Below are 25136 nucleotides of genomic sequence, written 5' to 3'. Positions count from 1 at the left end.
ACGGGATATTGGCCCGGAACAGAGTCGAATTCGGTGCCCTCATGACCAGACCCGCCCTGCCGCCGCGCTTTCCGGCAACGCCCGATCAGATCAACACTCAGGTCCGCGCCTTCTATGCCCGCGTGCGCGAGGATGCTGTGCTGGGTCCGGTCTTTGGAAACCATGTCACCGACTGGCCCACCCATGAGGAAAAGATCGCCGCCTTCTGGCGCAACGCCATCCTGTTTGAGCGCAGCTATGACGGCAATCCCCAACGCGTTCATATCGAACGGCCCGACGTGAAGCCCGAGATGTTCGCCCATTGGCTGGACCTGTTTGAAGAGGTCGCTACCCAGACCCTGCCGCCGGAAACCGCCACCCCGTGGGTCGCGCTGGCCCGGCGTATCGGGGTCGGGATGAAGGCCGGTGTGCAAACGGCCCGCCAACCCAAGGACGCGCCGCCGATCCTGCGTTGATCTCTGAACATGGCGGCTTTGCGATGTTAGCGGTAAAATAGGGGCTATGCGCCCCGCTAAAATCGGTTTACTCAGGGGCAAGACAGCCCCTTTGCGCTGCGACGGCACAGTGCCACCACACCGACATCACCCGAGGCCATATCGATGAGCACTCAAAACACCACCCTTCGGGGACTTGGTTTCGCGTTTGCGGGATTCGCGGTCTTTGCCAGCCATGACGCGCTGATCAAAGTGCTGGGCGGGACCTATTCGGTTATGCAGATCATCTTCTTCGCCACGCTGTTTTCCTTTGTGCCGATGGCGGTCACAATCCTGACCGACCGGACAACGGGCAACTTCCTGCCACATCACCCGTGGCTGGTGCTGCTGCGCTCGGCACTGATGGTCACGGCCATGTCCTGCGCCTTTTACGCCTTCTCGGTCCTGCCGCTGGCCGAGGTCTATTCGCTGCTGTTTTCCTTCCCGCTGATCGTCACGGTCCTGTCGATCCCGATTCTGGGCGAGGTTGTCCGCGCCCAACGCTGGGCCGCCGTTGGCGTCGGCCTGATCGGCGTTCTGATCGTGCTACGCCCCGGTTCAACGGATATCACTTTGGGCCACCTCGCCGCCCTGACGGCTGCGTTTTGCAGCGCCTTTGCATCCGTTCTGGTGCGCAAGATCGGGAACGAGGAACGCTCGGCCGTGCTGATCCTCTACCCCATGCTGCTGGCGATTGTTGTCATGAGCTTGCTGCAACCCGCCGTCTACCAGCCGCCCTCGCTGCTGCATCTGGCGATGATGGCGCTGGTCGGCGTGTTCTCGGTCATCGCGCAACACCTGATCATCCTGGCCTACCGCGCCGCGCCGGCCGGTGTGGTCGCCCCCAGCCAGTACAGCCAGATCATCTGGGCGACGCTGTTCGGCATGATCTTCTTCGGTGAACGCCCGGACGGCTGGGTCGCGGTCGGGGCCAGTGTCATCATCGCATCCGGCGTTTTTGTGGTCTGGCGCGAGAGTCGGTCGAATACCACATCTGTGAATACTCCGGTTTTGCGCGTGCGCTCACCGCGCTCGGATACGGGGGCGTCGCGGCCGGGGGATTGAACCAAGGCTTCAGGTGTCAATGCACCTGATCTTGAGTCCTCCATTTATGTTGCCTTCTTCAAAGCGATCTATGGCTCGAACCAAATCGCTCAGCCTTTTGTAGCCGTATGAACGGGAATCGAAGTCCGGATACATCTTCCCCAGTTGGCTACCCACAAAGGAAAGGCTGGCCCATCCATCCGCCTCGTTCGTGTTCAGCACAACGTTTCGGATCAATTGGTAAGCATGGTTCAACTCATGCTTCGCCTTTGGTGTCTCTGCACTCTTCGCGCGTGATGCAATGGGTTCGGATTTTTCAATATTCTCTATGTAAATGAAACGATTGCACGCATTGACGAACGCTTTGGGTGCTTTTCGCTCGCCGATTCCATATACATCCAATCCCTGTTCGCGAATGCGGCTTGCCAGGCGGGTGAAGTCGCTGTCTGACGACACAAGTACAAACCCGCCGAAGCGCTCAGAATGCAGGATGTCCATGGCATCAATTACCAAGGCAATATCGCTGGAATTCTTCCCAGATGTATTGGCGAACTGCTGATGGGGAACGATGGCAAATTCAGCCAGCAATGCGGCATCCCATCCTTGGGGTGCGCCGTTGGAAAAGTCTCCGTAAATCCGTCTGAGGCCGGCTTCGCCCAATGTCGCAATTTCTTCGAATATCTCTTTGGCATGTTTCGCGGGCACATTGTCCGCATCTATCAATACTGCCAATCGGTAGGAATTTCCTGTTGTCACTTCAAATCCTCAATTCAAAATAATTCAATCATCAAAAATTAGGTATGAAAAAAGGGCGAGCAAAAGCCCGCCCTTCAAGATCATTTCATTGTATCAGTAAACCACCACCGACCGAATGCTCTCACCTTTATGCATCAGGTCGAAGCCGTGGTTGATGTCGTCCAGACCCATAGTGTGGGTGATCATCGGGTCGATCTCGATTTTGCCTTCCATATACCAGTCGACGATCTTGGGAACGTCGGTCCGGCCCCGCGCGCCGCCAAAGGCAGTACCGCGCCAGGATCGGCCGGTGACCAGCTGGAACGGACGGGTTGAGATTTCGGCACCCGCAGGGGCCACGCCAATGATGATCGATTCACCCCAGCCCTTGTGGGCCGATTCCAGTGCGTCGCGCATGACGCCGACATTGCCGGTGGCGTCGAACGTATAATCCGCGCCGCCCTTGGTGAGGTTGACCAGATAGGGAACCAGATCGCCTTCGACCTCTTTGGGGTTCACAAAATCGGTCATGCCGAATTTCGTCGCCATTTCCACCTTGGACGGGTTCAGGTCGACGCCGACGATCTGATCGGCTCCGGCCAGACGCAGGCCCTGAATGACGTTCAGGCCGATACCACCCAGACCGAATACGATGGCGCGGCTACCGATCTCGACCTTGGCGGTATTGATGACGGCTCCGATACCGGTGGTCACGCCGCAGCCGATATAGCAGATCTTGTCAAACGGCGCGTCCTCGCGCACCTTGGCCAGCGCAATCTCGGGCAGGACCGTGTGGTTCGAAAAGGTCGAGCAGCCCATGTAGTGCAGGATCGGATCACCATCCAGCGTCGAAAAGCGCGAGGTGCCGTCGGGCATCAGGCCTTTACCTTGCGTTTCGCGGATCGCCTGACACAGGTTGGTCTTGGGGTGCAGACAGTATTCACACTCACGACATTCGGGGGTGTAGAGCGGGATCACATGGTCGCCGGGCTTCAGGCTGGTGACACCGGGGCCGACCTCGACCACGACGCCTGCGCCTTCGTGGCCCAGAATGGCGGGAAACAGGCCCTCGGGGTCGGCACCCGACAGGGTGAATTCGTCGGTGTGACAAATGCCGGTCGCTTTGATTTCAACCAGAACCTCGCCCGCTTTGGGGCCTTCCAGGTTCACGTCCATCACTTCCAAAGGTTTGCCCGCCTGAACGGCGACGGCGGCACGGGTGCGCATTGTGCTTGTCTCCCTTTCTTGTTTGCCCCGACCCTGCGCCAATTGCAGGGTGTTTTCAACTGTGCTTTGATGACAGGCAGGTTAAACGCTTGATATTGCAGAAACGACATTGCCGGAATGAGGAGCGCCAATGCACCGATTTATCCCGATCCTGATCCTTCTTGCGGCCTGCGCCGAACCTCCTGCCCCGGAAGAGGCGCGGACCGAGCCCGAAGCCGCGCCGGTCGATCTGGCCTTTTGTCAGGGCGATCCGTTTGCTGACTCGGTCGGTCAGCCCGTGTCTTCCATTCAGGCCGATCTGCCCGAACGGGCGCGGGTTCTGGGACCAAACGACATTGCGACGCAGGATTATCGCATCGACCGGCTGAATGTCTTCGTGAACGGTGCGGGCGTCATTCAGCGTCTGACCTGCGGGTAGGCGTGGACTCGGGCGCTGATTCTCAGGTAAGAACAAAATAAGAACATTTTGATGTCTGCCGATGCCAAAACGCCGAATACTTTCACTGTGGTTTCCCCGTCTGGGGGCTGAACGGCTGATCCGCGCCGCGCGGGGGCTGCATAGCGGACCTTTGGCTGTCGTGGCCGAACAGTCGAACATGCAGGTCGTGACCTCTCTGAACGCCGAAGCTCAGGCTGCCGGGCTGCGCGTGGGTCAGCCGGTGCGCGATGCCCATGCCATGTGTGCCTCGCTGATCACCAGACACCGCAACGCCCCGGCCGAGGCTGCGTTTCTGACCGCGCTGCGCCGCTGGGCGGGCAAGTTCAGCCCGTGGGTGGCCGAGGAAGCGCCGGACGGGCTGATCGTCGATCTGTCGGGCTGCGCCCATCTGTTCGGCGGGGAAGAGGCATTGCTGAGCGTGCTTGAAACCGACTGCGCCGATATGGGCCTCAGCGTGCAGATGGGGATCGCGGATACGCTGGGCGCGGCCTGGGCGCTGGCACGCTATGCAGGGCAAGAGGCCACATCCGACCGCAATGGCGACGCCATCAGTCAGGAGGCCCGTGCCACCCGCGCGCGGGCGGGCAAGCGGCGGCACTGGACCAGAGGCGGGGCCGCGCCGCAGGTGATGGCGCTGGGCGGCGGGGCCCGGATCGCCGCGCCAGGGCAATCCTACGGCGCGCTCAGCCCGCTGCCCATCGCGGCGCTGCGGCTTGAGGATCAGGTGGTCGCACAGCTCAACCGTCTGGGCCTGCGCCGGATCGGCGATCTGCTGGGGCAACCACGCGCCAGTTTGGCGCGGCGGTTCGGACGCGGGCTGGTGCTGCGGCTGGATCAGGCCATGGGCAGCGCGCCCGAGCCCGTCTCGCCCGCCCGCCCGCCACATCAGTTTGCGGTGCGGATGACCCTGCCCAACCCGATCGGGTTGATCGAGGACGTGATGGCTGCTGTTGATCGCGTTCTGCCGACGCTTTGTACCAAGCTGGAAGAGAAAGGGCGCGGCGTCCGGACCCTGCGGTTGGAAGCCCACCGCGCCGATCAGGCGGCTGAGATCATCGAGGTCGGTCTGGCCCGTCCGACCTATGACAAACACCGCATTCGCCCCTTGTTAGAGATGAAAATCGATAAGATCGACGCTGGCTATGGCATCGACATGCTGCGGCTTGAGGCGATCCAGACCGAACCTATCCACGCCCGAACGATGGCAGGACATGCCGAAGCCAGACAGGTGGCCCGCAACCGGCTTGAAGGGAATACAGCCGTGGATGACCTGATCGGCAAGCTGGGCGCGCGGGTCGGGCTTGAGGCGATCACACGGCGACATCCCGCCGCCTCGCACATCCCCGAGAAGACGGCGCAGGTGCTGGCGGCGGCGTGGTCGGAACCGGCTCGCGATTGGCCTGCGCCGGCACGTCCGCGCCCCTTGCAGATGTGGCAGCCCGAGCCGGTGATGGCCCCGGAAACCCCGGATGTGCCCGGCAGCTTTCGCTGGCGCGGGCGCGACTGGCAATTGGCACAGGCCACCGGCCCGGAACGGATCGCGCCCGAATGGTGGCTGGACGATCCCAACTGGCGCAGCGGCGTGCGCGATTACTGGGTGGTGGTGACGGAACAGGGGGAACGGCTGTGGCTGTTCTACGGCCATGGCGGCACCATGTCAGCGGGCTGGTTCTGTCAGGGGCAGTTTGGTTAGGGTCTATTTTCCACGATACACCAGCCAATCCGGCAGGTAATCTACCAACCGGACCACCCAGGAAAACGGTGCAGGAAAATCGGTGCGAAAACGACGGCGCGACATCGCTTTGATGACACGCTCTGCCGCGTCCTCAGGCGTCATCAGCATCGGCATCTTGAAGTCATTCTTCTCGGTCAGGCGGGTCTTGATGAAACCCGGATTGACGATCCGAACCGTGACCCCCGTGCCCGCCAGATCGAACCGCATCGTCTCGGCCAGCGACACCAACGCCGCCTTGCTGGCCGCATAACCCACCGCCGCAGGCAGGCCACGATAGCCGGACAAAGAGCCGATCAGAGTAATGTCCCCCCGACCTGCGCGCATGAAGCCCGGCACCGTCTCACCCAGTACCCGCAACGCGCCAGTGTAGTTCACGTCGGTCATGGCCAGAACCGCCTCGGTGTCCCAATCGGCCGAGCGCATCGGCTCATAGGCTCCGGCGTTGTAGACCAGCCCGTCGATCTCTCCGGTCTCGGCCACGGCGCGGCGTACGGCGTCCAGATCGGTCACGTCGAAGGGCACCGACCGCGCATTGGGCAGCTTGGCGCAGATTTCGGCCAGGCGGTCGGCATTGCGCGCCGACAGGATCAGATGCGCACCGTCGCGGGCCAGCCCCTCGGCCACGGCCCGGCCCAGCCCTTCGCTGGCGCCTACGATCCAATAGGTTTTTCCGTGAAAACTGCTCATCCCCGGGCCATATCTGTTGTGCTGTATCTTCTACGGTTGGGCCAAAGGGCTGGATCACGCAACCACACAGGAAACTCAGCCCAGACGTCACAGTCTAGAGCACGTGGCAAATTAATCTAATCTGATTGATCCGGCGTGAACCCTGCTACGTATCCCTTTGTAAAATGTCGCACTAAGGGGATCACATGTTCGACGAAACACGGGGCGTACGTAAGAAAATCGCAATCGTAGGTGCAGGCATTTCAGGTCTATCCGCAGCTTACTACCTTTCAGAAGACCACGACATCACAGTTTACGAGGCCGAACCCCGACTGGGGGGGCATGCCCGCACGGTCATGGCGGGAAAGAAAGGTGATCAACCGGTGGATACCGGGTTCATCGTGTTCAACTACGCGACCTATCCTTACCTGACCAAACTGTTCGACGAATTGAACGTGCCGGTCACCAAATCCGAGATGAGCTTTGGCGCAACCATCGACAACGGTCGGATCGAGTATGGGCTGAACAACCTGCGCACCCTGACGGCGCAGAAACGCAATCTGGCGCGGCCGTCTTATTACAAGATGATCGCCGACATCCTGCGCTTCAGCAAAGAAGCGCCCGAGGCCGCCAAGGACGACGACACCACGATCGGAGAGCTGGTGGATCAGATGCGTCTGGGTCACTGGTTCCGGCAAAACTATCTGATGCCGATGTGCGGCGCGATCTGGTCGACGCCAGTTGAATTCGTGGATCAGTTCCCAGCGCGCTCGCTGGTGCAGTTCTTCCGCAATCACGCCTTGCTGGCCAGCGGCCGCGCCAACCAGCACCAGTGGTACACGGTCAAAGGCGGCAGCATCGAGTATGTGCGTCGCATCGACGCCGCCCTGCGCGAACGGGGATGTGACATCCGTCTGGGTGCTCCGGTCGATCATGTTCAGCGTGACGACATGGGCGTTTCGGTGACAAGTCAGGGCCACACCGACCGGTTTGACGAGATCATTCTGGCCACCCATTCCGATCAGTCCCGCGCCATTCTGGGCGACAATGCCACCGCCGCCGAAGCTGCAGCATTGGAAGCGATCCGCTATCAGCCCAACAGCGCCATCCTGCATTGCGACCCCGGTCAAATGCCCAAGCGTCGTGCTTGCTGGTCCAGTTGGACCTATCGCTCGCAAGCCGGGAATGTCGGCGTCACCTATTGGATGAACCGTTTGCAGAACATTCCAGACAGCGATCCGCTGTTCGTGACGCTGAACGCGTCGTTAGAAATTCCCGCGGACAAAATCTATGATCAGGTCGAGTTCGCCCATCCGGTGTTCGACAAGGCCGCCCTGAAAGCACAAGGGCAAATCCGCGAGATGCAGGGACAGAACCGGACCTGGTTCGCCGGAGCGTATAACCGGCACGGGTTTCACGAAGACGGGATTGCCAGCGCGATGCATGTCGTGGATCGCATCAAGGGCACCCCGCAAACGATCGGAGCTGACCATGGCACTTTGGAACAAGACCCGGCCATCCCTGCTGTTGCGGCTGAATAGGCGTCTCTGGCGCGCCGGGCTTTTGTCTTTGACGCTGCTGGCCCCGGTTGGGCTGGCAGCGGATCCGCTGTCGCGCGAATTGAAAGACCCCAAGCAGATCGGCAGCGGAACCTTTCGGTTTCTGGGTCTGCCGCTTTACGACGCGAAACTCTACACCCCCGGCGGGGCCGCGTTTAACTGGGCCGAGGATTTCGGCCTGCAATTGACCTACCGCAAGAACCTGAAACAAAAGGCACTTGTGGAATCGACGCTGGAAGAGATGGCCCGTCAGGGCAATCCACAGCCCACACAGGCACAGCTTGAAGCCTGTTTTCAGGCTGTCAGCAAAGGTGACAACTATCTGGCGATCTCGGAAGGGCCCAACAAGGTCGGGTTCTGGCGCAATGGCACCCAAACCTGCACGCTGGCGAGTACCGACATCAAGAAATCCTTTATGTCGATCTTTCTGGGCAACAACACCCGGTCGGCCAGCTTTACGCAGAGTTTGAAGGGTCAGTGATGCTGTATCCCCGTGTCAGCCTCTATGCGCTGATGCTCGCTGCGGCGGGTATTCCGCTTTATATTCACTTGCCGCGCTTTGCGGCGGTGAATCTGGGCATCGGTCTTGGGGTGATCGGTACAGTCTTGCTGGTGATCCGACTGGTCGATCTGGTGCAGGACCCGCTGATCGGCTGGGCCATCGACCGCTGGCCGGGGGGGCAGCTTTTGTTCGCAGCTTTGGCCGCGTTGGGATTGGCCATCGGCTTTCCCTTGCTGTTTGGCCTGCCCGAAGGCGCAAGTGTCACAGCCCTGATCACGGTTCTAATCCTGCTGTTTTCGGCCTACAGCCTCGGCACCATCCTGCTCTATGGCCGCAGCGCGACGCTTGCGAAAAAGGCCGACGCGAAAGAACTGATGACACTCGCCGCCTACCGCGAAGGCGGGCAACTGACGGGCGTGGTCATCGCGGCCAGCGCGCCAGCCCTGTTCGTGGCCTTGGGGGCTTCAGCGCAAGGTTACCCCGCTTTCGGGCTGTTTCTCGGCCTGTTGGCGCTGTTGACCTTGGTTCTGACAATACCGATCTGGCGGCGCACACCGATCACCGGTCAGGGCCTGTCCTTCACAGGTCTCGGGCAGGCCGGAGCGCTGAGACTGCTGGCATTGGCACTGGTCAACAGCCTTCCGGTCGCCATCACCTCAACGCTGTTCCTGTTCTTTGTCGAAGATCGCCTGCAACTGGCCGGCAAGGCGGGGCCGCTGCTGATCCTTTTCTTCCTCAGCGCAGGCGCAAGCGTGCCGCTTTGGGCCAAGCTCAGCAATCGGATCAGCCCGAAAAAGACCCTGATCATCGCCATGCCCCTCTCGATCGCGGGCTTCATCGGTGCCGCAACGCTATCGGCCGGAGACCTCACCGGTTTCGCCATCATCTGCGTCGCATCCGGCGCGGCGCTTGGGGCGGATATGGTGGTGCTGCCTGCCATGTTTTCCGTCGTGCTGACACGCGCGGGGCTGAACGCCTCGGCCGCGTTTGGCATCTGGTCATTCGCTGGCAAGCTGGGCCTTGCGCTCGCTGCCTTTTTCACTCTGCCGCTTCTGGAACGCAGCGGCTTTACACCCGGTCAAACCAATAGTGCCGAGGCGTTGAACACGCTCAACCTCGCCTACGCCGTGCTGCCCTGCATCCTAAAGCTTGGGGCGTTCGGGATGGTTCTGACCCTTCCTACGGAGGTTACAGCCAAATGAATACGCTTATCGTGTTTCTGCTCGCCATCCTCGCTGTTCTTGCGGCCCGGGGCCGGTTTCTGAGCTTTCGCTCCCAATCGCCTACCGATTACACGGGCACCGGCCCGGATTTCTCGCTGAAAAAACACCTGAATGGCGAGATCCTGTCCGAAGGCTTGATCTATGGCCCCAATGGCAAGATGTCGAACAGCTTCGTGGCGCGCATGGTCGGCGAATGGGACGGCAACTCGGGCACATTGGCGGAATGGTTCACCTATTCCAACGGCAAGCAGATGACCCGCAAATGGTATCTGACTATGGGCACCGGCAACACTTTCATCGCCACGGCGGATGACATTGTGGGGGAAGGCAAAGGTGAAATCTCGGGCTCGACCGTCAAGCTGACCTACAGGATCATCCTGCCCGAAGATGCGGGCGGGCATACGCTGGATGTGACCGACTGGATGTATCTGACCGAAAACGGCGCGATCATGAACCGATCCGAAATGCGCAAATTCGGCATCAAAGTGGCCGAGCTGGTCGCCACCATGCGCCCCGCGCCCGAGATCAAGACCACGCATCTGTCCGGCACAAACGGCTATGATGCCGACGCGGACGGCAGGCTGTTGCAATGATCCGTATCCGCGCGCTCATATCCATTGCCGCGATCGCCTGTCTGTTGGTGCTGGCGGCGTGCTCGGCCAAACCGAGGGTTCCCAAATCCTTCCTGTCGGATCGCGACTTGAACCTTGAGGAGTTTTTCGAAGGCAAAACCGTTGCCTACGGTCAGTTTCAGGACATCCTCGGCAACGTCCCGCGCCGCTTTACCGTTGATATCGACGGCACCTGGGACGGAGAAACGCTCACTTTGGTCGAAGATTTCGTCTATGATGACGGCGCGACCGAGCAGCGTATCTGGACCCTGACCAAAACCGACGCCGATACCTGGACCGGCACCGCCCCCGGCGTGCTTGGCACCGCTGAAGGGATCGAACGCGGTGACACCTTCAACTGGAAATACAAGATCGACCTGCCGATCAAGGACGGCACCATGCGCGTGAAGTTCGACGATTGGATGTGGCTGCTGGAGGATGACCGCCTGCTGAACCGCGCCTATGTCTCACGCTTCGGTGTCCGCATCGGAGAGGTCATCCTGTTCTTCGAGAAGAAGTAGTTTCAGGTGTGGGGTGCGCCTACGTCCGACCCCAACGGTCTTTTGCATATTTCTATGCCGTTCCCTACCGCTTGATTGCAGCAGACGCGGGAAAATCCCGCCTGTTCTAGCTTGCCTTGCGGAAAAAGTGGTGAGCCGTGCAGGATTCGAACCTGCGACCCACTGATTAAAAGTCAGTATTACATGGTTTATTATCAGTGTTTTAATGTAAATTTTTCCAAGGTATACCAATGTTCAAATGAGTTACCAGAGATATCAAGGCACATTGCGCTGAGTATTGGGCATCTGGTTAAAAGCTTAAGGTGGTAGCTTTGAACTCAAAGCGGACTCCGAAAAGTTGGCCAATAGCTATTGCGTTTTCCCAACAGCGGCTACTCAATTGCCTTGCGAAACGTTGCGGTCAGCCGTTTGTTCAAACCGTGATGAGGTTCGGCGGAGGAACCGTAGTGCAACTCCGCCAAGGCAGCGATGTCATTGAAAATGACTACGGAGCCGCCTTCTTCATTCGCGTAAACCAGTAGTTTTTGGCAAAAGGCATCCAAACCAATTGCCGGAAAGCCCGCCATAGCCACGCCACCGGGTGCTGGCCCGCCAAATAGTAAGAGAACTGTATCCGGTAGTTCCACCCCCAGTTGGGATGCTTCAGCCGCAAAATCGATCTCCCCAAACCAAACTGTATCGTCCTGCCCCATCACAACTGTCCTGAGACGTTCGACTGCCTCTGGTACGCTGAGCTGTGATCGCAGTTCGATGACCCCATAGTCTGCAAACAACCCGTTGGTCGGCGCTGGTGTTACATCCAAGCCGCTTAGAACTTCGAGCATCTTGCTCTGGAATGCACGCAACGAAGAGGCGTTAGTGAGCCCATGCCGGACTCTAAGAAACTGAGGGTCTGTGTAGGCGATCTGTGGACGCCCATCCTGATCGAAGGAAAGTACGCGAAAAGGAAGGTCCAGACCTGCTCGCACGGTCTCTTCCAGAATTGGCGTGTTTATCTCAGGATCAGAGAAAATGAGTACACGAGACGCTGGCATTTCTACGCCTTCGGCTTTGGCCAGTCGCGCGTGATCTATCGATGCGATTGGAGTAACTCCCGCTTCGGCAACGACAGTCTCAAGCGCTAAGAAGTTTTCGTCCACCGCAGTCTGGAAGGATGACGATTGTGCCTGAGCGGATGTTGACACAGATGAAGTCGCAACCAACGAGAGAACAAAGAAAAACCTCAGCATTTTACCACTTCCTGTTTCATCGTACTTTTTTAAGAGAAACCGCCGCCAGAGCTGCAAAAGCTATCTCGGCTGCAAGATAAAAGAGAAGTAACCCGTTCGGAACTCCATCGATAAGAATGCTTAGAATGCGTCCAACGGCCAGTCCCGACATAAACAAAAATAGAACCCACAGCGCGGGGCGTTGTAATTCTGGTTTCGAAGCGGCCGCCAACCAAAACAACGCGTTTGCCAGGTAAAGACCCATAATCGCTCGGAACACGTGGGTTTGGTTCGTCCCTTCCACCGGAAATCCTAGCAAAACTGGGATCGAACTGCCTGGCATCAGACCGTATGATAACGCAATTGGCACGAGCCCGATGGCAGCAAGCAAAAGGACTAATCTAGCACTCATGGAGGACTCCTTCTTCTAGAGGTTTCGCTTTGTTGCGAAATTCCTAGTCGGTTTTTGGGGCATCCGATGATCCGAGCCGGATGCCTACCCCACTGTCAGAAAAGCGTATTATTTGCCTCGCTTCTTCTACTGAGAGATGCCGCCTTCGGTTGATGTCTGTTCTTCAACATGGTCTTGATTGGCTACCGGCTTCCCCCGCGGAGGAAACTCCTCGAAGGTAGCGAGATGTGCCTGCACTAATCGGGCGGCTGGGCCGAATGCCCACATTTTCTCTCCCATCCAGCGGACGTACATCCCGCTTTCCTCCGCAGCTTTCTCGTAAGGATCGCGGCGAAGGTTGAAAAGCAGCGGGGCGACCAACTCTTCCTTCGGGCCTGACCAGCCGTGGTTTTGAACGACAAAGTGCGCCTTCCAATCGTTGTAACGTACTGCCTGGAGATCCGTACCCTGATAGTAGATTAGCTCGCGGCGGCTACTCTCTTCATCCTCACCGGTCAGATAAGATAGTTGGTTGTAGCCATCGAGGTGTACTTTGTACCCTTCATAACCCTCCAAGAGTTTTTCTCTTAGGTCTGAGGGGCCTCCCGCCGCGGCGACAAAGGTTGGCATCCAGTCCATTCCGCTGAAGATACCGTTCAAGACTTGTCCTTCAGGAATTTTGCCTGGCCAGCGAATAATCGCAGGAACCCTGAAGCCACCTTCCCACGTAGTACCCTTTTCCCCATGAAACGGTGTCGTACCACCATCGGGCCACGTCAGTGTTTCTGGACCATTGTCGGCGGTGAACATCACTATGGTATTATCGGCGACTCCCAGATCCTCAAGGTGGCTGAGAACGTTACCAATGTTGTTGTCCAACTCCTTCATGACAACATCCTGAAGTCCGCGCCCATTGCCCAACATAGCTTCGTATTCTGGGCTAAGGTGGGTCCAAACATGTGCTCGGGCTGGCGCCATCCAAACAAAGAAGGGGGTATCCGACTCTACTGCTCGAGAAATGAAGTCTTTGGTGTAAGATGTCACTTCGTCGTCTAAAGTCTTTTGACGCTCCGGAGGCGCAGGCCCGTCATCAATGATGCGCTGCTTCCCGACTTTTCCAAAACGCGGATCGACCGTTTCGTCCTCTTCGTCTGTTGCGAACGAATGAATGATGTTGCGAGGCGCGAATTGCGCGTTGAATTCTGGGTCGTCTGGCCAATCCGGATCAGAGGTATATTCCATAGCATTCAAGTGATACAGCCAGCCCCAATACTCGTCGAAACCTTTTGTAGTCGGCAGGAATTCGTTGAGATCGCCCAGGTGGTTTTTTCCGAATTGCCCCGTCGTGTACCCCAACTTCTTCAAGAACATCGGAAGCGTTGGGTCATCTGGGTTTAAACCTATCGGATCGCCAGGAAGTCCTACAGTGTGCATCCCAGTCCTAATGGGCAATTGTCCAGTCATGAAAGCTGATCGACCCGCAGTACAACTTGGCTCGGCATAATAATCTGTGAGACGAGCACCCTCAGACGAGAGGCGATCCAAGTTCGGCGTCTCAATGCTTTTGACGCCCCCGTGGTAAACGCCGACGCTCGCCCAACCTACGTCGTCTGCCATGATGACAAGAATGTTGGGCGGGGAATGATCGTCGGCCCAAGCTCCAGTGAAAGCAAAGCAGACCGCGCCCGCTACTGAGACAAGCTTGTTCATTTAGACCTCCCGACACGCTATTTCTCAACAACGATAGGAAAAACATCGGCTTGGGAGAATAGTCTAATCTGTTAATTCTTCAGGTTCATCATCTGAAGCGTAAGAAATTTCTTCGGCCGCAAAGTCTGCAATGCAGCCACCTAAACAAAAATTGGTATCGGCCGCGCGAAGTCCGATGCAGTCCTTCTCGTTCATTGGAATTGCTCAATTGCCACAGAAAATTTTCCACAAGAACAAAATTTCTTAATTGTTCTCATTGAGCTTTAAGGTGGATTCGACCCATTTGACTCATACGGGGACCAAGCACGTGTCAATTTGTAGCGCTGTAAGTCTAAGCCGAGTTTCACGGTGCAAGATTTTGGTGGGCTTCAGCTCAGCGATCTCAACTTATTTGATACTATCCGCCAGCGCACAGGCCCAAAGCGCACAGGGTTGCGTTGAATTGGGCTCTCCTCGGATAGAATATTCATCCGGATCTGAAAGCACTCGCGTTAATCAAACAATTTCAACGACGGAACGCACGTGTCTGCCGATCCCAAACGGACCCATAACAGGACTTACAATTGGAAACTCCTCAATTACGTCCTCAGGTGAAGTTGAGTTGTATGTTCCCGGCCAAAATACCGTTCCAACTAATGCTTCAGTGTTAACTCTTCTGAATGTTGATGTCGCCGCAGGCAGCGGAGACTTTGTATCTAGGGAAGCGTTGGCAACAAACATCAACGGGAAGCTGAGAGTGAACCTCATTGGAACTTCGATTGGTTCCGGCAGATCAATGACGTTCGCTCCCTTCAACGGCGCGAATATCGACCCCACTGAAGTTTACTTCCAGTCAGACCGACCGTTAACCTACGACAACCTGACTGTTATGGGGGCGACCGAAGTCGTTTTCGGGGCGTACTATATCCAAACTCGGGTTGCTGAGGCTTCTGATTTCACGCTGACGAATAGTTCGATTTCTTCAACCAGTGACATGGCGATTGCGGCAGGCACGACTGTTCGGCTTGATGCGGCAAGCAGTTTGAACACCGTAAACTTTGAGAATTTTGGCACGCTGGCCGGAACGGGAACCGTGAACGCATTCAACTTCACAGTTAAGAACGGAGGGGTGCTTTCGCCGGGCTTTTCAATTGGTACGCTTAACAATAGTGGCGGTATCGCATTTGAAACTGGGTCAAGGATCTTAAGTGAAGTCGATCCGACGGCCGGTCAGAAAGCCGATTTGGTGTCATCCAGCGGGCCCGTTACAGGGACTAACCGCGCCACTATACAAGTCGAAGCCGCTCGTCCCGGCCTGACTGCGCAGGACTATGCTGCTGGCAACGACTACACGGTTTTTCAAGCCTCGCGTTTCGATGGAAACTCCCCAACTCTTGTTGCCGGAGGATCTCTGCCAGCCCTATCCAGTCTGAGTATCTCAAACACGCCAACCGCGGACGGTAGAATCGACATAGCGTTTTCGACCCTCCCCGTTTCGAGTTTACCACAACACCCATCAGTTGTAGGATCTCCCAATGCAAGCAACCTTGCTGGTGCGGTGGCTAACACCACAAACACGTCACCTGGAACTAATCTGACCAATGGCTCAACCTTGGGTAATACCGTTAACACGCTTACCAATTCAGGTTTGGCTGGGTTTAATCGTGTGCACGCAGAACCCTATTCCTCCAATTTGACCGTTGGGCTTGAGCAACTTGACCTGATAACCAACACTGTGCTGAGCCATGCTGACTGCCGCAAGTATCAAGCGGTTGGCTTCAGCAATGCGAATCAACCCGTTGCAGAAGGCGACATCGACTCGGCCCAGAGCCCGAGCGGCGCAATAGACTGCTCTGATCGGCGCTGGTGGATCGACACGGCCTATGTGAGCGGGGACGTCGATGGAAGCAATGGCCTTGGGACATTCGACTATTCGCTGGGCACGATTTTGGTCGGAGCGGATGTCGCAAGCACCGATAGAGGTGTGGTCGGCGTGTACGCAGGATTTGGGACATCCTCCATGGATGAACACGATCAAGTCGATCAGGACTTTTCGACCGACAGCTATCATGTGGGCGTCTATGGGCGCACAACAACCGGAACTTGGGAGTTCTCCGGGCTGGTCGGTTACATGTTCGGTGAAACCGACGCCAAGCGAAATAACCCTTCTGTTGATGGCTTTACGGGAGGCGAGGCAAAGTCTGATTTGGACCAAGAGGGCATCCATGCCGGTATCCAGGCACGAAAGCTGTTTAACCTGGACAGCGGTGCAAGGGTTTCTACGGTTTTCGGATTGAACTACGGGCGTATCCAACAAGGTTCAGGCACAGAGACGGGCGGTGGTGATTTCAACTACTCGATTGAAAAAGCGAACGCAGAGTCTCTGGTTGCTTCCATTGGAGTTGACTACCAACGGGACTTCTTGACACAGAGTGGTTTGCTAACCCCAATCGCCTTTGCTCGTTACGAGTATGATTTTTTTGCGAACAAGGACAGTGAACACGAAATCACTGTCACGAGCCCGATATTTGGGACATTCACGCAAGTCGGACAAAACCGAGGCGCCAATGGTTTCGTTCTTGGGCTTGGGCTGGGCTATCAGATTTCTGATCTGGCGAGACTAACGGCAGGATATGGCTATTCAGTTCGCTCCAATGGCCAAGAACATGGCCTGGGTGCAAACTTAAGTGTTCGGTTCTGATTAGGGTGGACCAACGAAGAGGAGTGGTAAGCTAGCTGCAATAACTTGCGGAAGCTATTGTGGCGATGTGGGCTTCATTCTCTAGCGATCAAAATTTGGGGATATTAAAAACATAAAGCCGCGATTTCTTGGCATCGTCTGTCAGGATATAGAGAAGCCCTCTGGTCTCATCGAGAGCGATCCCTTCGGGATGTTTAACTTCCTTTTGTTTGCCATCTTCTGTGAACGTCAAACTGATAGACTCTACGGCCTTGGACTCTGGATTGTAGACGAAGATTTGACGGCCTTTGTCACTCACAATCCAAAGAGAACGTGAGGACGGGGACCATGCTAGGCCACTCAAATCCAGTTCATCATCATCTACACGCTCGGAGATAAAACCTGCATCGCGGGCTAAAGGAATGATCTCAACAATTTCGTCTAGCGCTGGTGATACGACCATTAACAACCTTGGTTGTCCTTCAATGCCAATGAAGACCCTCCCGGATTCCGGGTCGACGGCGATGCCCTCAGGTCCCTTGTTCAAAGGATTGCCGACGAGCAACTCAGCGGCGTCCGAGTAGCCTTTGAGAGATGTGAGAGGGATTGTAGTTAGTTGAATGGGGTCAGTCGGGCGAACGACTAGAATTGATCGATCAGTTTCCTGAAGTACTAAAACAGTCCCATCTTTTCGTGATGCGACGCCCTCCAAATCTGATCCTACCAATGCTGGTAACTTGAAAGAGTTTCCTAATACCCCGTCGACTCCGAGTAGGTGCAGTTTAGGTTCGGCATCACTTACAGACCACAAGAAGCCTTCAGCGTTAGACATTGCCAAACCGGAAGGCTCCGAAAATCCCTCTGATTTGTCTGCCACCTTAAATTTATCGACCAGAACCAAACCAGCACTTTCGGCGTAGGCAAAATCGGTCCAAGGCAAGAAGGCTGCCGCAACCAAGCTGGCCGCAAAAGCGAGTCGTCTAAGTTTGCAGAAACACCGTGAAATTTCAGCTTTTGACGAAAACACTCTGTTTTCTGTCATTGGATTCTCTCGCGCTTGGACCACATCCCTGTTCAGCGTTCGTATCACAGTCCGGATACGATGTCCGAAGAATGCACTGTAATCTCTTTACCTGATCCCGCCTGTTGCGATTGAATTGAATAGGGCACGATGTGCCTTTGGTTAAGCGTAAGCCTTTGGCGTGAGCAGGAAGGAAGACAAGTTGAATACGACCCTCACATTTGTGACCGTGTTGTTGATGCTGCTGTTGCCAGGTGCCGCGGTGTCACAAGTCGACCCTGCGACGATGCTGGCCGGGGCTTCGGGGTCGGAAATCGTTATCGAACGCCGGTGGACGCAGTTTCGTGGCAAACAGGAACTGTATTTCTTTACTCTCGATGTGATCGTCACGATCATTCTGGCTGGCTTGATCGTCTATCATCCGGTGAGACGTAAAGCCCGTAGAAGCGTCCGCGACATAGTTATGCCAAGGCTTTTCTTCCTGTATGCGCTTATCGGCATGGCGGTTGGTTTCCTGGTGGTTCAGCACGGGTCAATGATCGGTTTTGTCATATTTGGAATCGGAGCGTTGCTCAGGTTCCGCTCCAATCTCGATGATCCGGTGGACACTGTCGAAATGATAATCGTGACTGTTCTTGGTCTTGCGGTCGGTTTGGGCTTGCCGCTGATGGCCACACTGGTGGCGGTTGTATGTTGGTGTTTCATTTGGCTTGGTGGAAGAAACAAGGGTGTAGAGATTTCCCTCAAGGCCTCAGACGAAGAGCACTCGTTGAATGTCAGCGGCGCCATTGAAGCTATGGCCGTAGACGCTGGATGGAAGCTGGTCAGAAAACACCACGTCCCCGGAAAATCTCGCGTTTCATTGCTGTTCATCACCTCGGGTGGACTTTCAGAAGCTCGGATAGAAGAGATGATAAACGATCTGGTTCCTGAAAAAGTTGAACTGAAACTCAACCTCTAGTCATTTAACAAGGTCTAAACGTTTCAACACCGCGTTCGGGGATCTGATCTCTTTCGGGAGCGACTTGAAGTTTACCGACCTTTCGAAATCAGGCCCTCGATATACTGCTATCCCAAACTCTCCGTTTGGCTGGAACGTAACATGAGTGAAGCTGTGAGGTGATCTGGCTTTTGAGCCAATAAGCCGTCGCGGGCCACCCCCCAAACAAGCTTGAGAGACGTAAGCTACACCGTCTTTCCAACCGGGATAGAAGGCATGATGGTGGCCTGACAGATGCAGAACGACACCGCTTTCCAAATAGATTTTTTCAAGTGTTGGGTCACCGATGATTTCGCGTTCGCGCTGGATCGCGAACGGCCAAAGTGGGAGGTGACTGAAAGTGACAATCGGGTCTCCGTCTGCACCCAGTTCCTGTAGGCGGTCCTGCTGGTCACCGGACAGGGGTCCTAGGGTTGTTGCATCCAGAGACGCAAACGTAATGCCCTGCATCTCAAATGCGTAGAAGAACGGGTAGTCATTTGAAACCATGAAATCGACGTCTGGTTTTCTCGGAGTCCATTCCTCTGCGTATATTTTTCTTTCACGCTCGAACCCACTGTAGGCGGAGGCATCATGGTTTCCAGGCGTGACCGCAAATGGAATTCCGGCAGCCGCTAGAGGATCTGATACGGCCACGTGAAACGCATTCCACATCTCCCTGACCTGTTTGTCGGACAAGTTGGGAATGCGCTGTCCCGCAACCATATCTCCGGTCGAAATAACCAGATCTGGATCAATCTCGATTATGCGCTCAATCGCCTTGTCGACGCGGGCATCGTATCTTACCGAACCATAGCTTCCATTCAGATCCGATATGACGATGACATCCAATGCCGCCGCCTTGCAGGCGAGCAGAGCGGTCCAAATGAACACCGCAATAAGAGCAGAACACCTACGGTACATAACAGTCCACAGCCTCTACCTCGGTGCCGTTTCTCAAAAAGAATGCGACAGGATCCAAGTCGAACATCAAATCGCCATTTGAACAATTGCTCTGGAGAATGGACGTTGCCAGCGCAGTATTTTTGACAACTTGTGCAATCTGACTGTCTGACAACCCAAAGCTTTGCGATAGCCAGTCATAGACTGGGCCTTGGGATTGGAGGTCACTATTCAATGCAATCAAGAGCCGATACGTGCTTGGAGAGAAGTGGCGAATTTTCTCCAGCATTTGAGTAGATTTCGCGAAGTTGGCATACTCGACACGCCCGCCAGCATCGTTGTCGTTTAGATTGCTGCGACGGATCAATAACGCGTCGGCGGGAACGTCTCCATCGTTTGGCTCATGGTGCTTGGCTTTCTTATGCTTCAGCTTTCCGTCTTCGACCCAATACCAATAGGGTGTGAAGTCTATGTTTCCTACGCGGTCCTGCTGGCTAAAGATGAAATCGAGGAGTACAATCTCGGTAAGTTCTTGCATCCAAAATGCCATCTGTTGGTCGCTGACATCGGGACCGAGATCCTTGTTGATCATCCGGTCTCTTCGACCTTCTCCGACGCCCTCTACAATGGCCTCTGGCAAGGGTTTTGAAGAACGCAAAGCCAAGAAAGCAGGAGTTTCCTGAAAATCGCGGTTCTGACCTTTCCCCCAACCAGATTTACGGGTGCCGTTGATTTCCGAGCCGTATCGATGCCCAGGGCTATCAAGCAGCACACCGTATATTTGCGTTCGATCTGCGGTGAATAGATCATCGGTCGGTTGGTATGAGTTCGGATCGGCGTCCGCAGCTGCAAAGACCCGCCAGCCTTCATGGTTCATGCGCCCGCCATGAGAGCCACCAGAAATCGCAAGGCCAGGCTCTGCAACCTCGGAAAAATGCGCCTGGGCGTCCATGCTACGCCAAACGGCGACTGGAACTTTGACAGTCGTGTCGAAATATCTAGAGAAATGATAGTAAAGCAGCGACGAGGTGGAAAACGTTCCACTGGTACCCTTTTGGTTCATGGTGGACTTGAATTTAGCGACCCTGTCCTTGGCCAGATCCTTCGCCGCCTTCCCCTCTTTGCAAGCGTTTCTCTCGAATTCAGAACGGTTCCCCGTGTAGGGTCCTTCCGAAATATCGTAGACTGCCATTCCTGGGCTGGTGCTCCAGGTTTTTGGGCAAATAGCAATTTCGGAGGCATAGAAATCGATCTCGCAATAGGCCGTTTCTTCCTCAAGATCGCTTTTCTTATACTCGCCCGTTGGAACTTTTTCGATCCGAATGCAGCGTTCAGTAACGCCGTTGGGACTATCAAATGTCGTGGCTTCACCGAGAACATCGTCGTTCGCCCACAAGACAGTGGGTGCAATAAAAGCAAGTGACCCCAGAAGATTGAACTTCATTTGGTTAGTCCTCCCAATATCATTTGGGGCAAATCGCGGCCTGTTGCTCTTTGGAGATCTTCAATTTTGGGTCGACACTGAAGTTGGAAAATTTTGAGTCAATCCACTGGTCGCACCCGCCTGAACAAGGGGCTCCGTTTCGGGCATCATTCCAATATTCCTTGGCTCTTTCTTCTGTCCAACCGCAAAACTGAACGAGCGCCATCGCCGACAATGCACCTGAGGAATGAACGCCCCACATGCAGTGCACCAGAACAGGGCCCTTTCCAGGGTTTTTAATCACCTCGTGTATGGACGCCATGACAGCATCGGGTCGAGAGGATCTGGCGCTCTGATAGTCAAAGGATCCGTTTCCGCAGCTGGTGCGACCGTATTCAGTGTTTTTGCCGAAGTCGGCATAAAACCCGGTTGAAAACCCTTCGCCGCACAGAGTTTCGCGTTGATCTTCACTTAGGCCAGTTCGATCCTTGTCGCCGCCCTTGAAACCGGATCGATACAACACTCCGCTTAAGACTGGGCGAAAGAAAGCGACACCATCAATGCCTCCGTCACCACCCTTTGAAAGCATTTGACTGTTGCTTGGACCGCCATTTCGACTGGTCACGTCAGAATTCGCAGCGGTTGCGAGAACACCAATGAATATGAGGGACGCCAAAAACCGCATGCCAAATCCTTTCTATTCTTGAACCTTTAATGCTCAAACTCTTGCGACCTGATAGTCTCTCGGAAAGGCTAGTTCATGACAACCATTTCAAGTGGGCAAATAGCTTTCCGCTGTGAAACTTTAGATTGGCCACACGAGATTGATGATAACGACGACTACGAAGTAGGCTAGAACAACTTTCCAGTTCCATTGGTGCTTGTTTTCTTCGTTGATCACGCCAGCCGATTTCAATGCCAGGTTAGTGATGATTAAGGCGACAACGATGACCGCCGCGTGTGCCAAGTCGAATTGCAAGTTTGGGCTCCTTCTCTTGGATTTGGGATTGATGGAAATTTGTCAGCAGTCACCTGATGGCAGCATAGCTACATCTGAGTACCTTCCCTCAGACGTCGTGATCTGAGCACATGCACCTGTATCCTTGTTAAACCAGTACGAGGTCAGCCCTTCGCTTCGGATGAGTTCAAATCCGAGACTTTGGATGCCCATTTCAGCTTGGCCCGCTCTTGCCCCTTCAAATGGCGAAAGATCGCTAGAGCTGCCCACAGTTGGTGCACTTGAATCCACCGATCCGCCACTCTCTTCGCATGCTGCAAGTGCAGAAATACATACCGCGCCGATCACCATTAGGACATTGGTTCTCATGTGTTTTTCCTGGCTGTTTTGGGAACGTGTTCAAGGGCTTCTCGTCGATCACCTATTCAATTCCGAAAATTACGTTGTAGCCGACGGAAGAGTTGCTGCGATTGATAACCTCCACAACATGATCACCAGATTGCCAAAGCTGCCCTCGATACTCCTTGTCCGCCGACATTAATCCCAACAGTTCAGAACCATCGGGGTTACGAATAACGTAGTCTAAGGAGCCATTTCGCGGAGCAACGCGGACGTAAAGAAACTGTTCGTTTTTTGCCCCGAGAACATATTGCTGTGACGCTCCGGGCGCGAGTTCACCAACGAGTTCGGCGCCGGTGGAACCAGCATCGAATTTGACACGTTGGCTACCAGTAGACCCGGCGGCGCCTGCCATGGCTCCACCGCCATCATCCATCGCTTCGACAACCGACATCTCGCCGATGCTACCATCCTTGTACGCGATGCAGCGCCAAAGTGTTCCGCCTGCGTCTCGTAGCATGACGAGCGTGCCCGCTTCTGAGAACTCTGAGCTTTCAATCGTACCTGATTGACCGTCTGGTCCTCCAACCTGTCGCAAATGATCGATACACGCGTCGTCTGCTTCAGACATTGCAAAAGAAGCCGTGCCTGCGATTGCGAACATCGGTGCGAGGAATTTGAGTACAGCGAATTTCATCAGATGGTCCCTTGCTGGCTGATCCTTAGAGTTTTGTTCCGTACAAAGCGGAACCTCACTTCGCGTCTCGTAACTTTGACAGAAATTCATCGCATGCCTGCGCGCTGCCGACGATCTCGTCCGTCGTTTCAATTCCTTGCAGTGACGCCATTTCGGAATTTACGCGGTTGAGGATCTGATCCGCTTGCTCGGCGGTGATAAGGTTCTCAGCTTGTGCTCCTTTCAATGTGGTGCAGACACCGGCGGACAAGCCTGTCGCAACGCCGACACCCACCGCGGCCCCGCCACCCAAGGTCATCGCCCCAACCACGCCGAGGACGAGCCCGATCACAATTCCCAAGATTACTTTTCCCATGTTTTCCTCCCTTTTGGTGAGAAAGAGTTCAGCCACCACTACTGGCGCAATCTGCGTGCCCATCTGCAAATCAAAACCAGCGCTAACAGGTTGAGCGCCGGAGCAATCGCCGCGAACCACGGCTTGGCGGAATCCGAAAATAAGTCCGCCACAAGTATCCAAGGTAGTCCCAACGGCAGCAGGAACACTCCGGACAAAGGGTCTCGTTCCTGTCCCAACCAGCCAAATGTGCCCGTCAAGAATGCAACCAACGCCAACAGGTACATGACCGCGAATACGATGATGGTGGTTCTACAAACCAAGTCGAGCCTCAGCAGATCAAGCCAGTGCTGCGCAGCCGTTTTCAGCTACGCAGCAGACAGGTCACAATGCGCCTTCGTCGCCCAGGAACTCGATACCAGCTGTCGCGCCATCACTGTAAGCAATGCAATTCCAAGGAGCACGATCCTCGCCAACGCCGACTGTGACCTGTGTTCCCGCCTCGCTAAACGCGGATGAGAGCACCACGACTTGCGAATTGTTCGTCGTGTTAGCTACATCTCGCAAACACGCCTGCTGAGCCGGCGTGAGCTCGGCGGACGCGCTTGATGTACTCGTATCGTCGCAGGCCGCAAGCAGTGCGAAACATGTCGCGCCTGCAATCATCACCATCTTGTTAGACATTTTCTTCTCCCTCTGGTTCCCTTGAAATTAGTGAAATTGGATGCGCTTGTTTGAAGCTCCCGCGTCTGTGCAGCCAATTGAAAATACCTTGATCCTGTGACTACCATTCCCAAAACTTGCCGCGGGGGGCTTGGTCGGCGGGAAGATATTTCGTTGACTATCGGGGCCGACAATAACGTGTGAAGGCCGAATGACGTCACTAGCAAATGCTAGAGCAAACTCTGGACAGAGGGCGAGTACGTTAAGTCTAAGCATCGCGTCCTCCCAGCGCTCAATCATTGTAAAGTGCCTTCCGACCGCCAGCACTCACTCCAGCAGTCGGAAGGGCTCGGCACAGCGAGCAGCAACGACAACAACGGAGGTAAAATAAAGTTGTGTCGAATTCGCATGTTTGAATCTAATTTTTGATAAATCAATATATTTTCCGCGCGTAAAATTATTTACGCTCTCTTGCGATAGGCTTCTGCTTTCAAACAAAAAGGTAAGAGGGAGCATCCTTAGGGGCGAGTGCGTTCTCCTGAGCGGCAAAGCGTTTGAGACCGCACAGAAAGTAAGAAAGGAGTGAAATATGGGATTTGGTGAAGCAGTTAAAACGTGTTTCTCGAAATACTTCCAGTTCTCCGGTCGGGCTTTACGCTCAGAATACTGGTGGTTCTTCTTGTTCGTGGTTCTCGTGAGTGCTGCTTTAGCTGTGCTGGATACGATCATATTCGGGACCAACCCAGAAACTGGGCAGGGATCTCGCGTCATGTCCTCTGTTTTCCAACTGGCTGTTCTCATACCGATGCTGGCCGCCGGTTGGCGGAGGCTGCATGATACAGGACGACCTGGCTGGTATTTGCTGCTGCCGATGGCGCTCAGCATTACAACGCTTTTTGTTATGCTGGGTGGGGTGGCGTTCTTCTCGGTGTTGGAGCAAGGGACCGAGAACCCTGACGCATTGCGAGGACCTGCGGCAGTCCTGGGCGTGACCGGTATTGTTGTTGTCTCAATTCTTCAATTGGTTCTGTCCATTCTGATGATCTGGTGGTTGACGCGCCCTTCGGAAGAAGGCGCAAACGAATACGGCGAGCCTGTTTCCTGACCTGGTTGTCC

28 protein-coding genes are annotated in these 25136 nt (G+C 55.3%); 12 read left to right on the top strand and 16 right to left on the bottom strand.

What is annotated here, in order from left to right; translation table 11 throughout:
- Positions 1 to 41: 41 nt before the first annotated feature.
- Both ACR0E6_RS11995 and ACR0E6_RS11990 read left to right on the top strand, forming a co-directional pair.
- The gene (locus ACR0E6_RS11995) at positions 42 to 455 is read left to right on the top strand and encodes a group III truncated hemoglobin (RefSeq protein ID WP_480583606.1); all 414 of its coding nucleotides are present in this window, start codon (positions 42 to 44) and stop codon (positions 453 to 455) included.
- 144 nt (positions 456 to 599) lie between these two features.
- Positions 600 to 1538 (top strand): DMT family transporter, encoded by a 939-nt coding sequence (locus tag ACR0E6_RS11990; RefSeq protein WP_480583603.1) that lies wholly within the window; start codon positions 600 to 602, stop codon positions 1536 to 1538.
- A 9-nt stretch (positions 1539 to 1547) separates the two neighbouring features.
- Here the strand turns inward: ACR0E6_RS11990 and ACR0E6_RS11985 are convergent, their stop codons facing one another.
- Together ACR0E6_RS11985 and ACR0E6_RS11980 are read right to left on the bottom strand one after the other, a co-directional pair.
- The gene (locus tag ACR0E6_RS11985) at positions 1548 to 2249 is read right to left on the bottom strand and encodes an NYN domain-containing protein (protein WP_480583600.1); all 702 of its coding nucleotides are present in this window, start codon (positions 2247 to 2249) and stop codon (positions 1548 to 1550) included.
- Positions 2250 to 2366: 117 nt separating this feature from the next.
- Complete coding sequence (locus tag ACR0E6_RS11980) at positions 2367 to 3479, bottom strand: S-(hydroxymethyl)glutathione dehydrogenase/class III alcohol dehydrogenase (protein ID WP_170488149.1); 1113 nt, start codon at positions 3477 to 3479, stop codon at positions 2367 to 2369.
- Positions 3480 to 3609: 130 nt separating this feature from the next.
- Between ACR0E6_RS11980 and ACR0E6_RS11975 the strand changes: the two genes are divergently transcribed.
- The gene (locus ACR0E6_RS11975) at positions 3610 to 3897 is read left to right on the top strand and encodes an I78 family peptidase inhibitor (RefSeq protein WP_170453529.1); all 288 of its coding nucleotides are present in this window, start codon (positions 3610 to 3612) and stop codon (positions 3895 to 3897) included.
- A 61-nt stretch (positions 3898 to 3958) separates the two neighbouring features.
- Positions 3959 to 5611 (top strand): Y-family DNA polymerase, encoded by a 1653-nt coding sequence (locus ACR0E6_RS11970; protein ID WP_170453528.1) that lies wholly within the window; start codon positions 3959 to 3961, stop codon positions 5609 to 5611.
- 3 nt (positions 5612 to 5614) lie between these two features.
- On the opposite strand, the gene ACR0E6_RS11965 is transcribed toward ACR0E6_RS11970, so the two are convergent.
- The gene (locus tag ACR0E6_RS11965; RefSeq protein WP_170453527.1) at positions 5615 to 6340 is read right to left on the bottom strand and encodes an SDR family NAD(P)-dependent oxidoreductase; all 726 of its coding nucleotides are present in this window, start codon (positions 6338 to 6340) and stop codon (positions 5615 to 5617) included.
- A 185-nt stretch (positions 6341 to 6525) separates the two neighbouring features.
- Here ACR0E6_RS11965 and ACR0E6_RS11960 point away from each other — a divergent pair, with 185 nt between their 5' ends.
- The 5 genes from ACR0E6_RS11960 to ACR0E6_RS11940 are packed head-to-tail and all read left to right on the top strand — an operon-like array spanning position 6526 to position 10735.
- The gene (locus ACR0E6_RS11960; protein ID WP_480583597.1) at positions 6526 to 7860 is read left to right on the top strand and encodes an NAD(P)/FAD-dependent oxidoreductase; all 1335 of its coding nucleotides are present in this window, start codon (positions 6526 to 6528) and stop codon (positions 7858 to 7860) included.
- Complete coding sequence (locus ACR0E6_RS11955) at positions 7811 to 8359, top strand: hypothetical protein (protein WP_480583594.1); 549 nt, start codon at positions 7811 to 7813, stop codon at positions 8357 to 8359. Before ACR0E6_RS11960 ends, ACR0E6_RS11955 begins: the two co-directional genes overlap by 50 nt.
- Positions 8359 to 9582: an MFS transporter gene (locus ACR0E6_RS11950; RefSeq protein ID WP_480583591.1), complete on the top strand. Its 1224-nt coding sequence runs from the start codon at positions 8359 to 8361 to the stop codon at positions 9580 to 9582. The genes ACR0E6_RS11955 and ACR0E6_RS11950 overlap by 1 nt, the downstream gene beginning before the upstream one ends.
- Entirely contained in the window at positions 9579 to 10196 is a 618-nt protein-coding gene (locus ACR0E6_RS11945; RefSeq protein ID WP_170623352.1) for a DUF3833 domain-containing protein, read from the top strand. The genes ACR0E6_RS11950 and ACR0E6_RS11945 overlap by 4 nt, the downstream gene beginning before the upstream one ends.
- Positions 10193 to 10735, top strand: coding sequence for a DUF3833 domain-containing protein (locus ACR0E6_RS11940; protein ID WP_480583588.1), 543 nt, complete (start codon positions 10193 to 10195; stop codon positions 10733 to 10735). Before ACR0E6_RS11945 ends, ACR0E6_RS11940 begins: the two co-directional genes overlap by 4 nt.
- A 371-nt stretch (positions 10736 to 11106) precedes the next feature.
- Here ACR0E6_RS11940 and ACR0E6_RS11935 read toward each other — a convergent pair whose 3' ends face one another.
- The 4 genes from ACR0E6_RS11935 to ACR0E6_RS11920 form a co-directional block, all read right to left on the bottom strand.
- Positions 11107 to 11964, bottom strand: coding sequence for a DUF302 domain-containing protein (locus ACR0E6_RS11935; RefSeq protein ID WP_480583585.1), 858 nt, complete (start codon positions 11962 to 11964; stop codon positions 11107 to 11109).
- A 16-nt stretch (positions 11965 to 11980) separates the two neighbouring features.
- Positions 11981 to 12355: a DUF4345 domain-containing protein gene (locus tag ACR0E6_RS11930; RefSeq protein ID WP_170355758.1), complete on the bottom strand. Its 375-nt coding sequence runs from the start codon at positions 12353 to 12355 to the stop codon at positions 11981 to 11983.
- Positions 12356 to 12481: 126 nt separating this feature from the next.
- A complete protein-coding gene (locus ACR0E6_RS11925; protein WP_170355757.1) occupies positions 12482 to 14044 on the bottom strand; it encodes an arylsulfatase in 1563 nt (520 codons plus the stop codon).
- Positions 14045 to 14107: 63 nt separating this feature from the next.
- Positions 14108 to 14239 carry a hypothetical protein gene (locus ACR0E6_RS11920; RefSeq protein WP_480583582.1) on the bottom strand — a complete coding sequence of 44 codons (132 nt, stop codon included), beginning with the start codon at positions 14237 to 14239 and terminating at the stop codon, positions 14108 to 14110.
- Positions 14240 to 14645: 406 nt separating this feature from the next.
- Between ACR0E6_RS11920 and ACR0E6_RS11915 the strand changes: the two genes are divergently transcribed.
- A complete protein-coding gene (locus ACR0E6_RS11915; RefSeq protein ID WP_480583579.1) occupies positions 14646 to 16724 on the top strand; it encodes an autotransporter family protein in 2079 nt (692 codons plus the stop codon).
- A gap of 88 nt (positions 16725 to 16812) precedes the next feature.
- Here the strand turns inward: ACR0E6_RS11915 and ACR0E6_RS11910 are convergent, their stop codons facing one another.
- Positions 16813 to 17745: an SdiA-regulated domain-containing protein gene (locus ACR0E6_RS11910; protein WP_480583576.1), complete on the bottom strand. Its 933-nt coding sequence runs from the start codon at positions 17743 to 17745 to the stop codon at positions 16813 to 16815.
- A 181-nt stretch (positions 17746 to 17926) separates the two neighbouring features.
- Here ACR0E6_RS11910 and ACR0E6_RS11905 point away from each other — a divergent pair, with 181 nt between their 5' ends.
- Positions 17927 to 18685: a DUF4956 domain-containing protein gene (locus tag ACR0E6_RS11905; RefSeq protein ID WP_480583573.1), complete on the top strand. Its 759-nt coding sequence runs from the start codon at positions 17927 to 17929 to the stop codon at positions 18683 to 18685.
- Here the strand turns inward: ACR0E6_RS11905 and ACR0E6_RS11900 are convergent, their stop codons facing one another.
- The 8 genes from ACR0E6_RS11900 to ACR0E6_RS11865 form a co-directional block, all read right to left on the bottom strand.
- Positions 18686 to 19555, bottom strand: a complete 870-nt coding sequence (locus tag ACR0E6_RS11900) for a metallophosphoesterase family protein (RefSeq protein WP_480583570.1) — start codon at positions 19553 to 19555, stop codon at positions 18686 to 18688.
- Between the two features lie 61 nt (positions 19556 to 19616).
- The gene (locus ACR0E6_RS11895) at positions 19617 to 21050 is read right to left on the bottom strand and encodes a hypothetical protein (protein WP_480583568.1); all 1434 of its coding nucleotides are present in this window, start codon (positions 21048 to 21050) and stop codon (positions 19617 to 19619) included.
- A gap of 19 nt (positions 21051 to 21069) precedes the next feature.
- The gene (locus tag ACR0E6_RS11890; protein WP_480583565.1) at positions 21070 to 21714 is read right to left on the bottom strand and encodes a protein-tyrosine phosphatase family protein; all 645 of its coding nucleotides are present in this window, start codon (positions 21712 to 21714) and stop codon (positions 21070 to 21072) included.
- A gap of 120 nt (positions 21715 to 21834) precedes the next feature.
- On the bottom strand, positions 21835 to 22008 hold the full coding sequence (locus tag ACR0E6_RS11885; protein WP_157054209.1) for a hypothetical protein: 174 nt from the start codon (positions 22006 to 22008) through the stop codon (positions 21835 to 21837).
- Between the two features lie 42 nt (positions 22009 to 22050).
- Entirely contained in the window at positions 22051 to 22356 is a 306-nt protein-coding gene (locus ACR0E6_RS11880; protein WP_170470487.1) for a hypothetical protein, read from the bottom strand.
- Positions 22357 to 22408: 52 nt separating this feature from the next.
- Positions 22409 to 23023 (bottom strand): hypothetical protein, encoded by a 615-nt coding sequence (locus ACR0E6_RS11875; RefSeq protein WP_170408626.1) that lies wholly within the window; start codon positions 23021 to 23023, stop codon positions 22409 to 22411.
- Between the two features lie 55 nt (positions 23024 to 23078).
- Positions 23079 to 23498: a hypothetical protein gene (locus tag ACR0E6_RS11870; protein WP_170408625.1), complete on the bottom strand. Its 420-nt coding sequence runs from the start codon at positions 23496 to 23498 to the stop codon at positions 23079 to 23081.
- Positions 23499 to 23741: 243 nt separating this feature from the next.
- Positions 23742 to 24041 (bottom strand): hypothetical protein, encoded by a 300-nt coding sequence (locus ACR0E6_RS11865; protein ID WP_170337109.1) that lies wholly within the window; start codon positions 24039 to 24041, stop codon positions 23742 to 23744.
- Between the two features lie 568 nt (positions 24042 to 24609).
- On the opposite strand from ACR0E6_RS11865, the gene ACR0E6_RS11860 reads away from it, so the two are divergent.
- Complete coding sequence (locus tag ACR0E6_RS11860; RefSeq protein ID WP_480583560.1) at positions 24610 to 25125, top strand: DUF805 domain-containing protein; 516 nt, start codon at positions 24610 to 24612, stop codon at positions 25123 to 25125.
- The last annotated feature ends 11 nt before the right edge of the window (positions 25126 to 25136 follow it).

This window comes from Ruegeria sp. AP12, assembly GCF_056540025.1.
This window is presented reverse-complemented; position numbering and strand designations above follow the sequence as displayed.

Bases quoted from the DNA above. Each gene is read 5' to 3' on its own strand.
- ACR0E6_RS11935 (WP_480583585.1), bottom strand. From the start codon at position 11,964: ATGCTGAGGTTTTTCTTTGTTCTCTCGTTGGTTGCGACTTCATCTGTG.
- ACR0E6_RS11865 (WP_170337109.1), bottom strand. From the start codon at position 24,041: ATGTCTAACAAGATGGTGATGATTGCAGGCGCGACATGTTTCGCACTG.
- ACR0E6_RS11925 (WP_170355757.1), bottom strand. From the start codon at position 14,044: ATGAACAAGCTTGTCTCAGTAGCGGGCGCGGTCTGCTTTGCTTTCACT.
- ACR0E6_RS11995 (WP_480583606.1), top strand. From the start codon at position 42: ATGACCAGACCCGCCCTGCCGCCGCGCTTTCCGGCAACGCCCGATCAG.
- ACR0E6_RS11920 (WP_480583582.1), bottom strand. From the start codon at position 14,239: ATGAACGAGAAGGACTGCATCGGACTTCGCGCGGCCGATACCAATTTT.
- ACR0E6_RS11980 (WP_170488149.1), bottom strand. From the start codon at position 3,479: ATGCGCACCCGTGCCGCCGTCGCCGTTCAGGCGGGCAAACCTTTGGAA.
- ACR0E6_RS11890 (WP_480583565.1), bottom strand. From the start codon at position 21,714: ATGCGGTTTTTGGCGTCCCTCATATTCATTGGTGTTCTCGCAACCGCT.
- ACR0E6_RS11895 (WP_480583568.1), bottom strand. From the start codon at position 21,050: ATGAAGTTCAATCTTCTGGGGTCACTTGCTTTTATTGCACCCACTGTC.
- ACR0E6_RS11910 (WP_480583576.1), bottom strand. From the start codon at position 17,745: ATGACAGAAAACAGAGTGTTTTCGTCAAAAGCTGAAATTTCACGGTGT.
- ACR0E6_RS11930 (WP_170355758.1), bottom strand. From the start codon at position 12,355: ATGAGTGCTAGATTAGTCCTTTTGCTTGCTGCCATCGGGCTCGTGCCA.
- ACR0E6_RS11955 (WP_480583594.1), top strand. From the start codon at position 7,811: ATGGCACTTTGGAACAAGACCCGGCCATCCCTGCTGTTGCGGCTGAAT.
- ACR0E6_RS11945 (WP_170623352.1), top strand. From the start codon at position 9,579: ATGAATACGCTTATCGTGTTTCTGCTCGCCATCCTCGCTGTTCTTGCG.
- ACR0E6_RS11880 (WP_170470487.1), bottom strand. From the start codon at position 22,356: ATGAGAACCAATGTCCTAATGGTGATCGGCGCGGTATGTATTTCTGCA.
- ACR0E6_RS11970 (WP_170453528.1), top strand. From the start codon at position 3,959: ATGCCAAAACGCCGAATACTTTCACTGTGGTTTCCCCGTCTGGGGGCT.
- ACR0E6_RS11960 (WP_480583597.1), top strand. From the start codon at position 6,526: ATGTTCGACGAAACACGGGGCGTACGTAAGAAAATCGCAATCGTAGGT.
- ACR0E6_RS11940 (WP_480583588.1), top strand. From the start codon at position 10,193: ATGATCCGTATCCGCGCGCTCATATCCATTGCCGCGATCGCCTGTCTG.
- ACR0E6_RS11975 (WP_170453529.1), top strand. From the start codon at position 3,610: ATGCACCGATTTATCCCGATCCTGATCCTTCTTGCGGCCTGCGCCGAA.
- ACR0E6_RS11990 (WP_480583603.1), top strand. From the start codon at position 600: ATGAGCACTCAAAACACCACCCTTCGGGGACTTGGTTTCGCGTTTGCG.
- ACR0E6_RS11950 (WP_480583591.1), top strand. From the start codon at position 8,359: ATGCTGTATCCCCGTGTCAGCCTCTATGCGCTGATGCTCGCTGCGGCG.
- ACR0E6_RS11875 (WP_170408626.1), bottom strand. From the start codon at position 23,023: ATGAAATTCGCTGTACTCAAATTCCTCGCACCGATGTTCGCAATCGCA.
- ACR0E6_RS11860 (WP_480583560.1), top strand. From the start codon at position 24,610: ATGGGATTTGGTGAAGCAGTTAAAACGTGTTTCTCGAAATACTTCCAG.
- ACR0E6_RS11965 (WP_170453527.1), bottom strand. From the start codon at position 6,340: ATGAGCAGTTTTCACGGAAAAACCTATTGGATCGTAGGCGCCAGCGAA.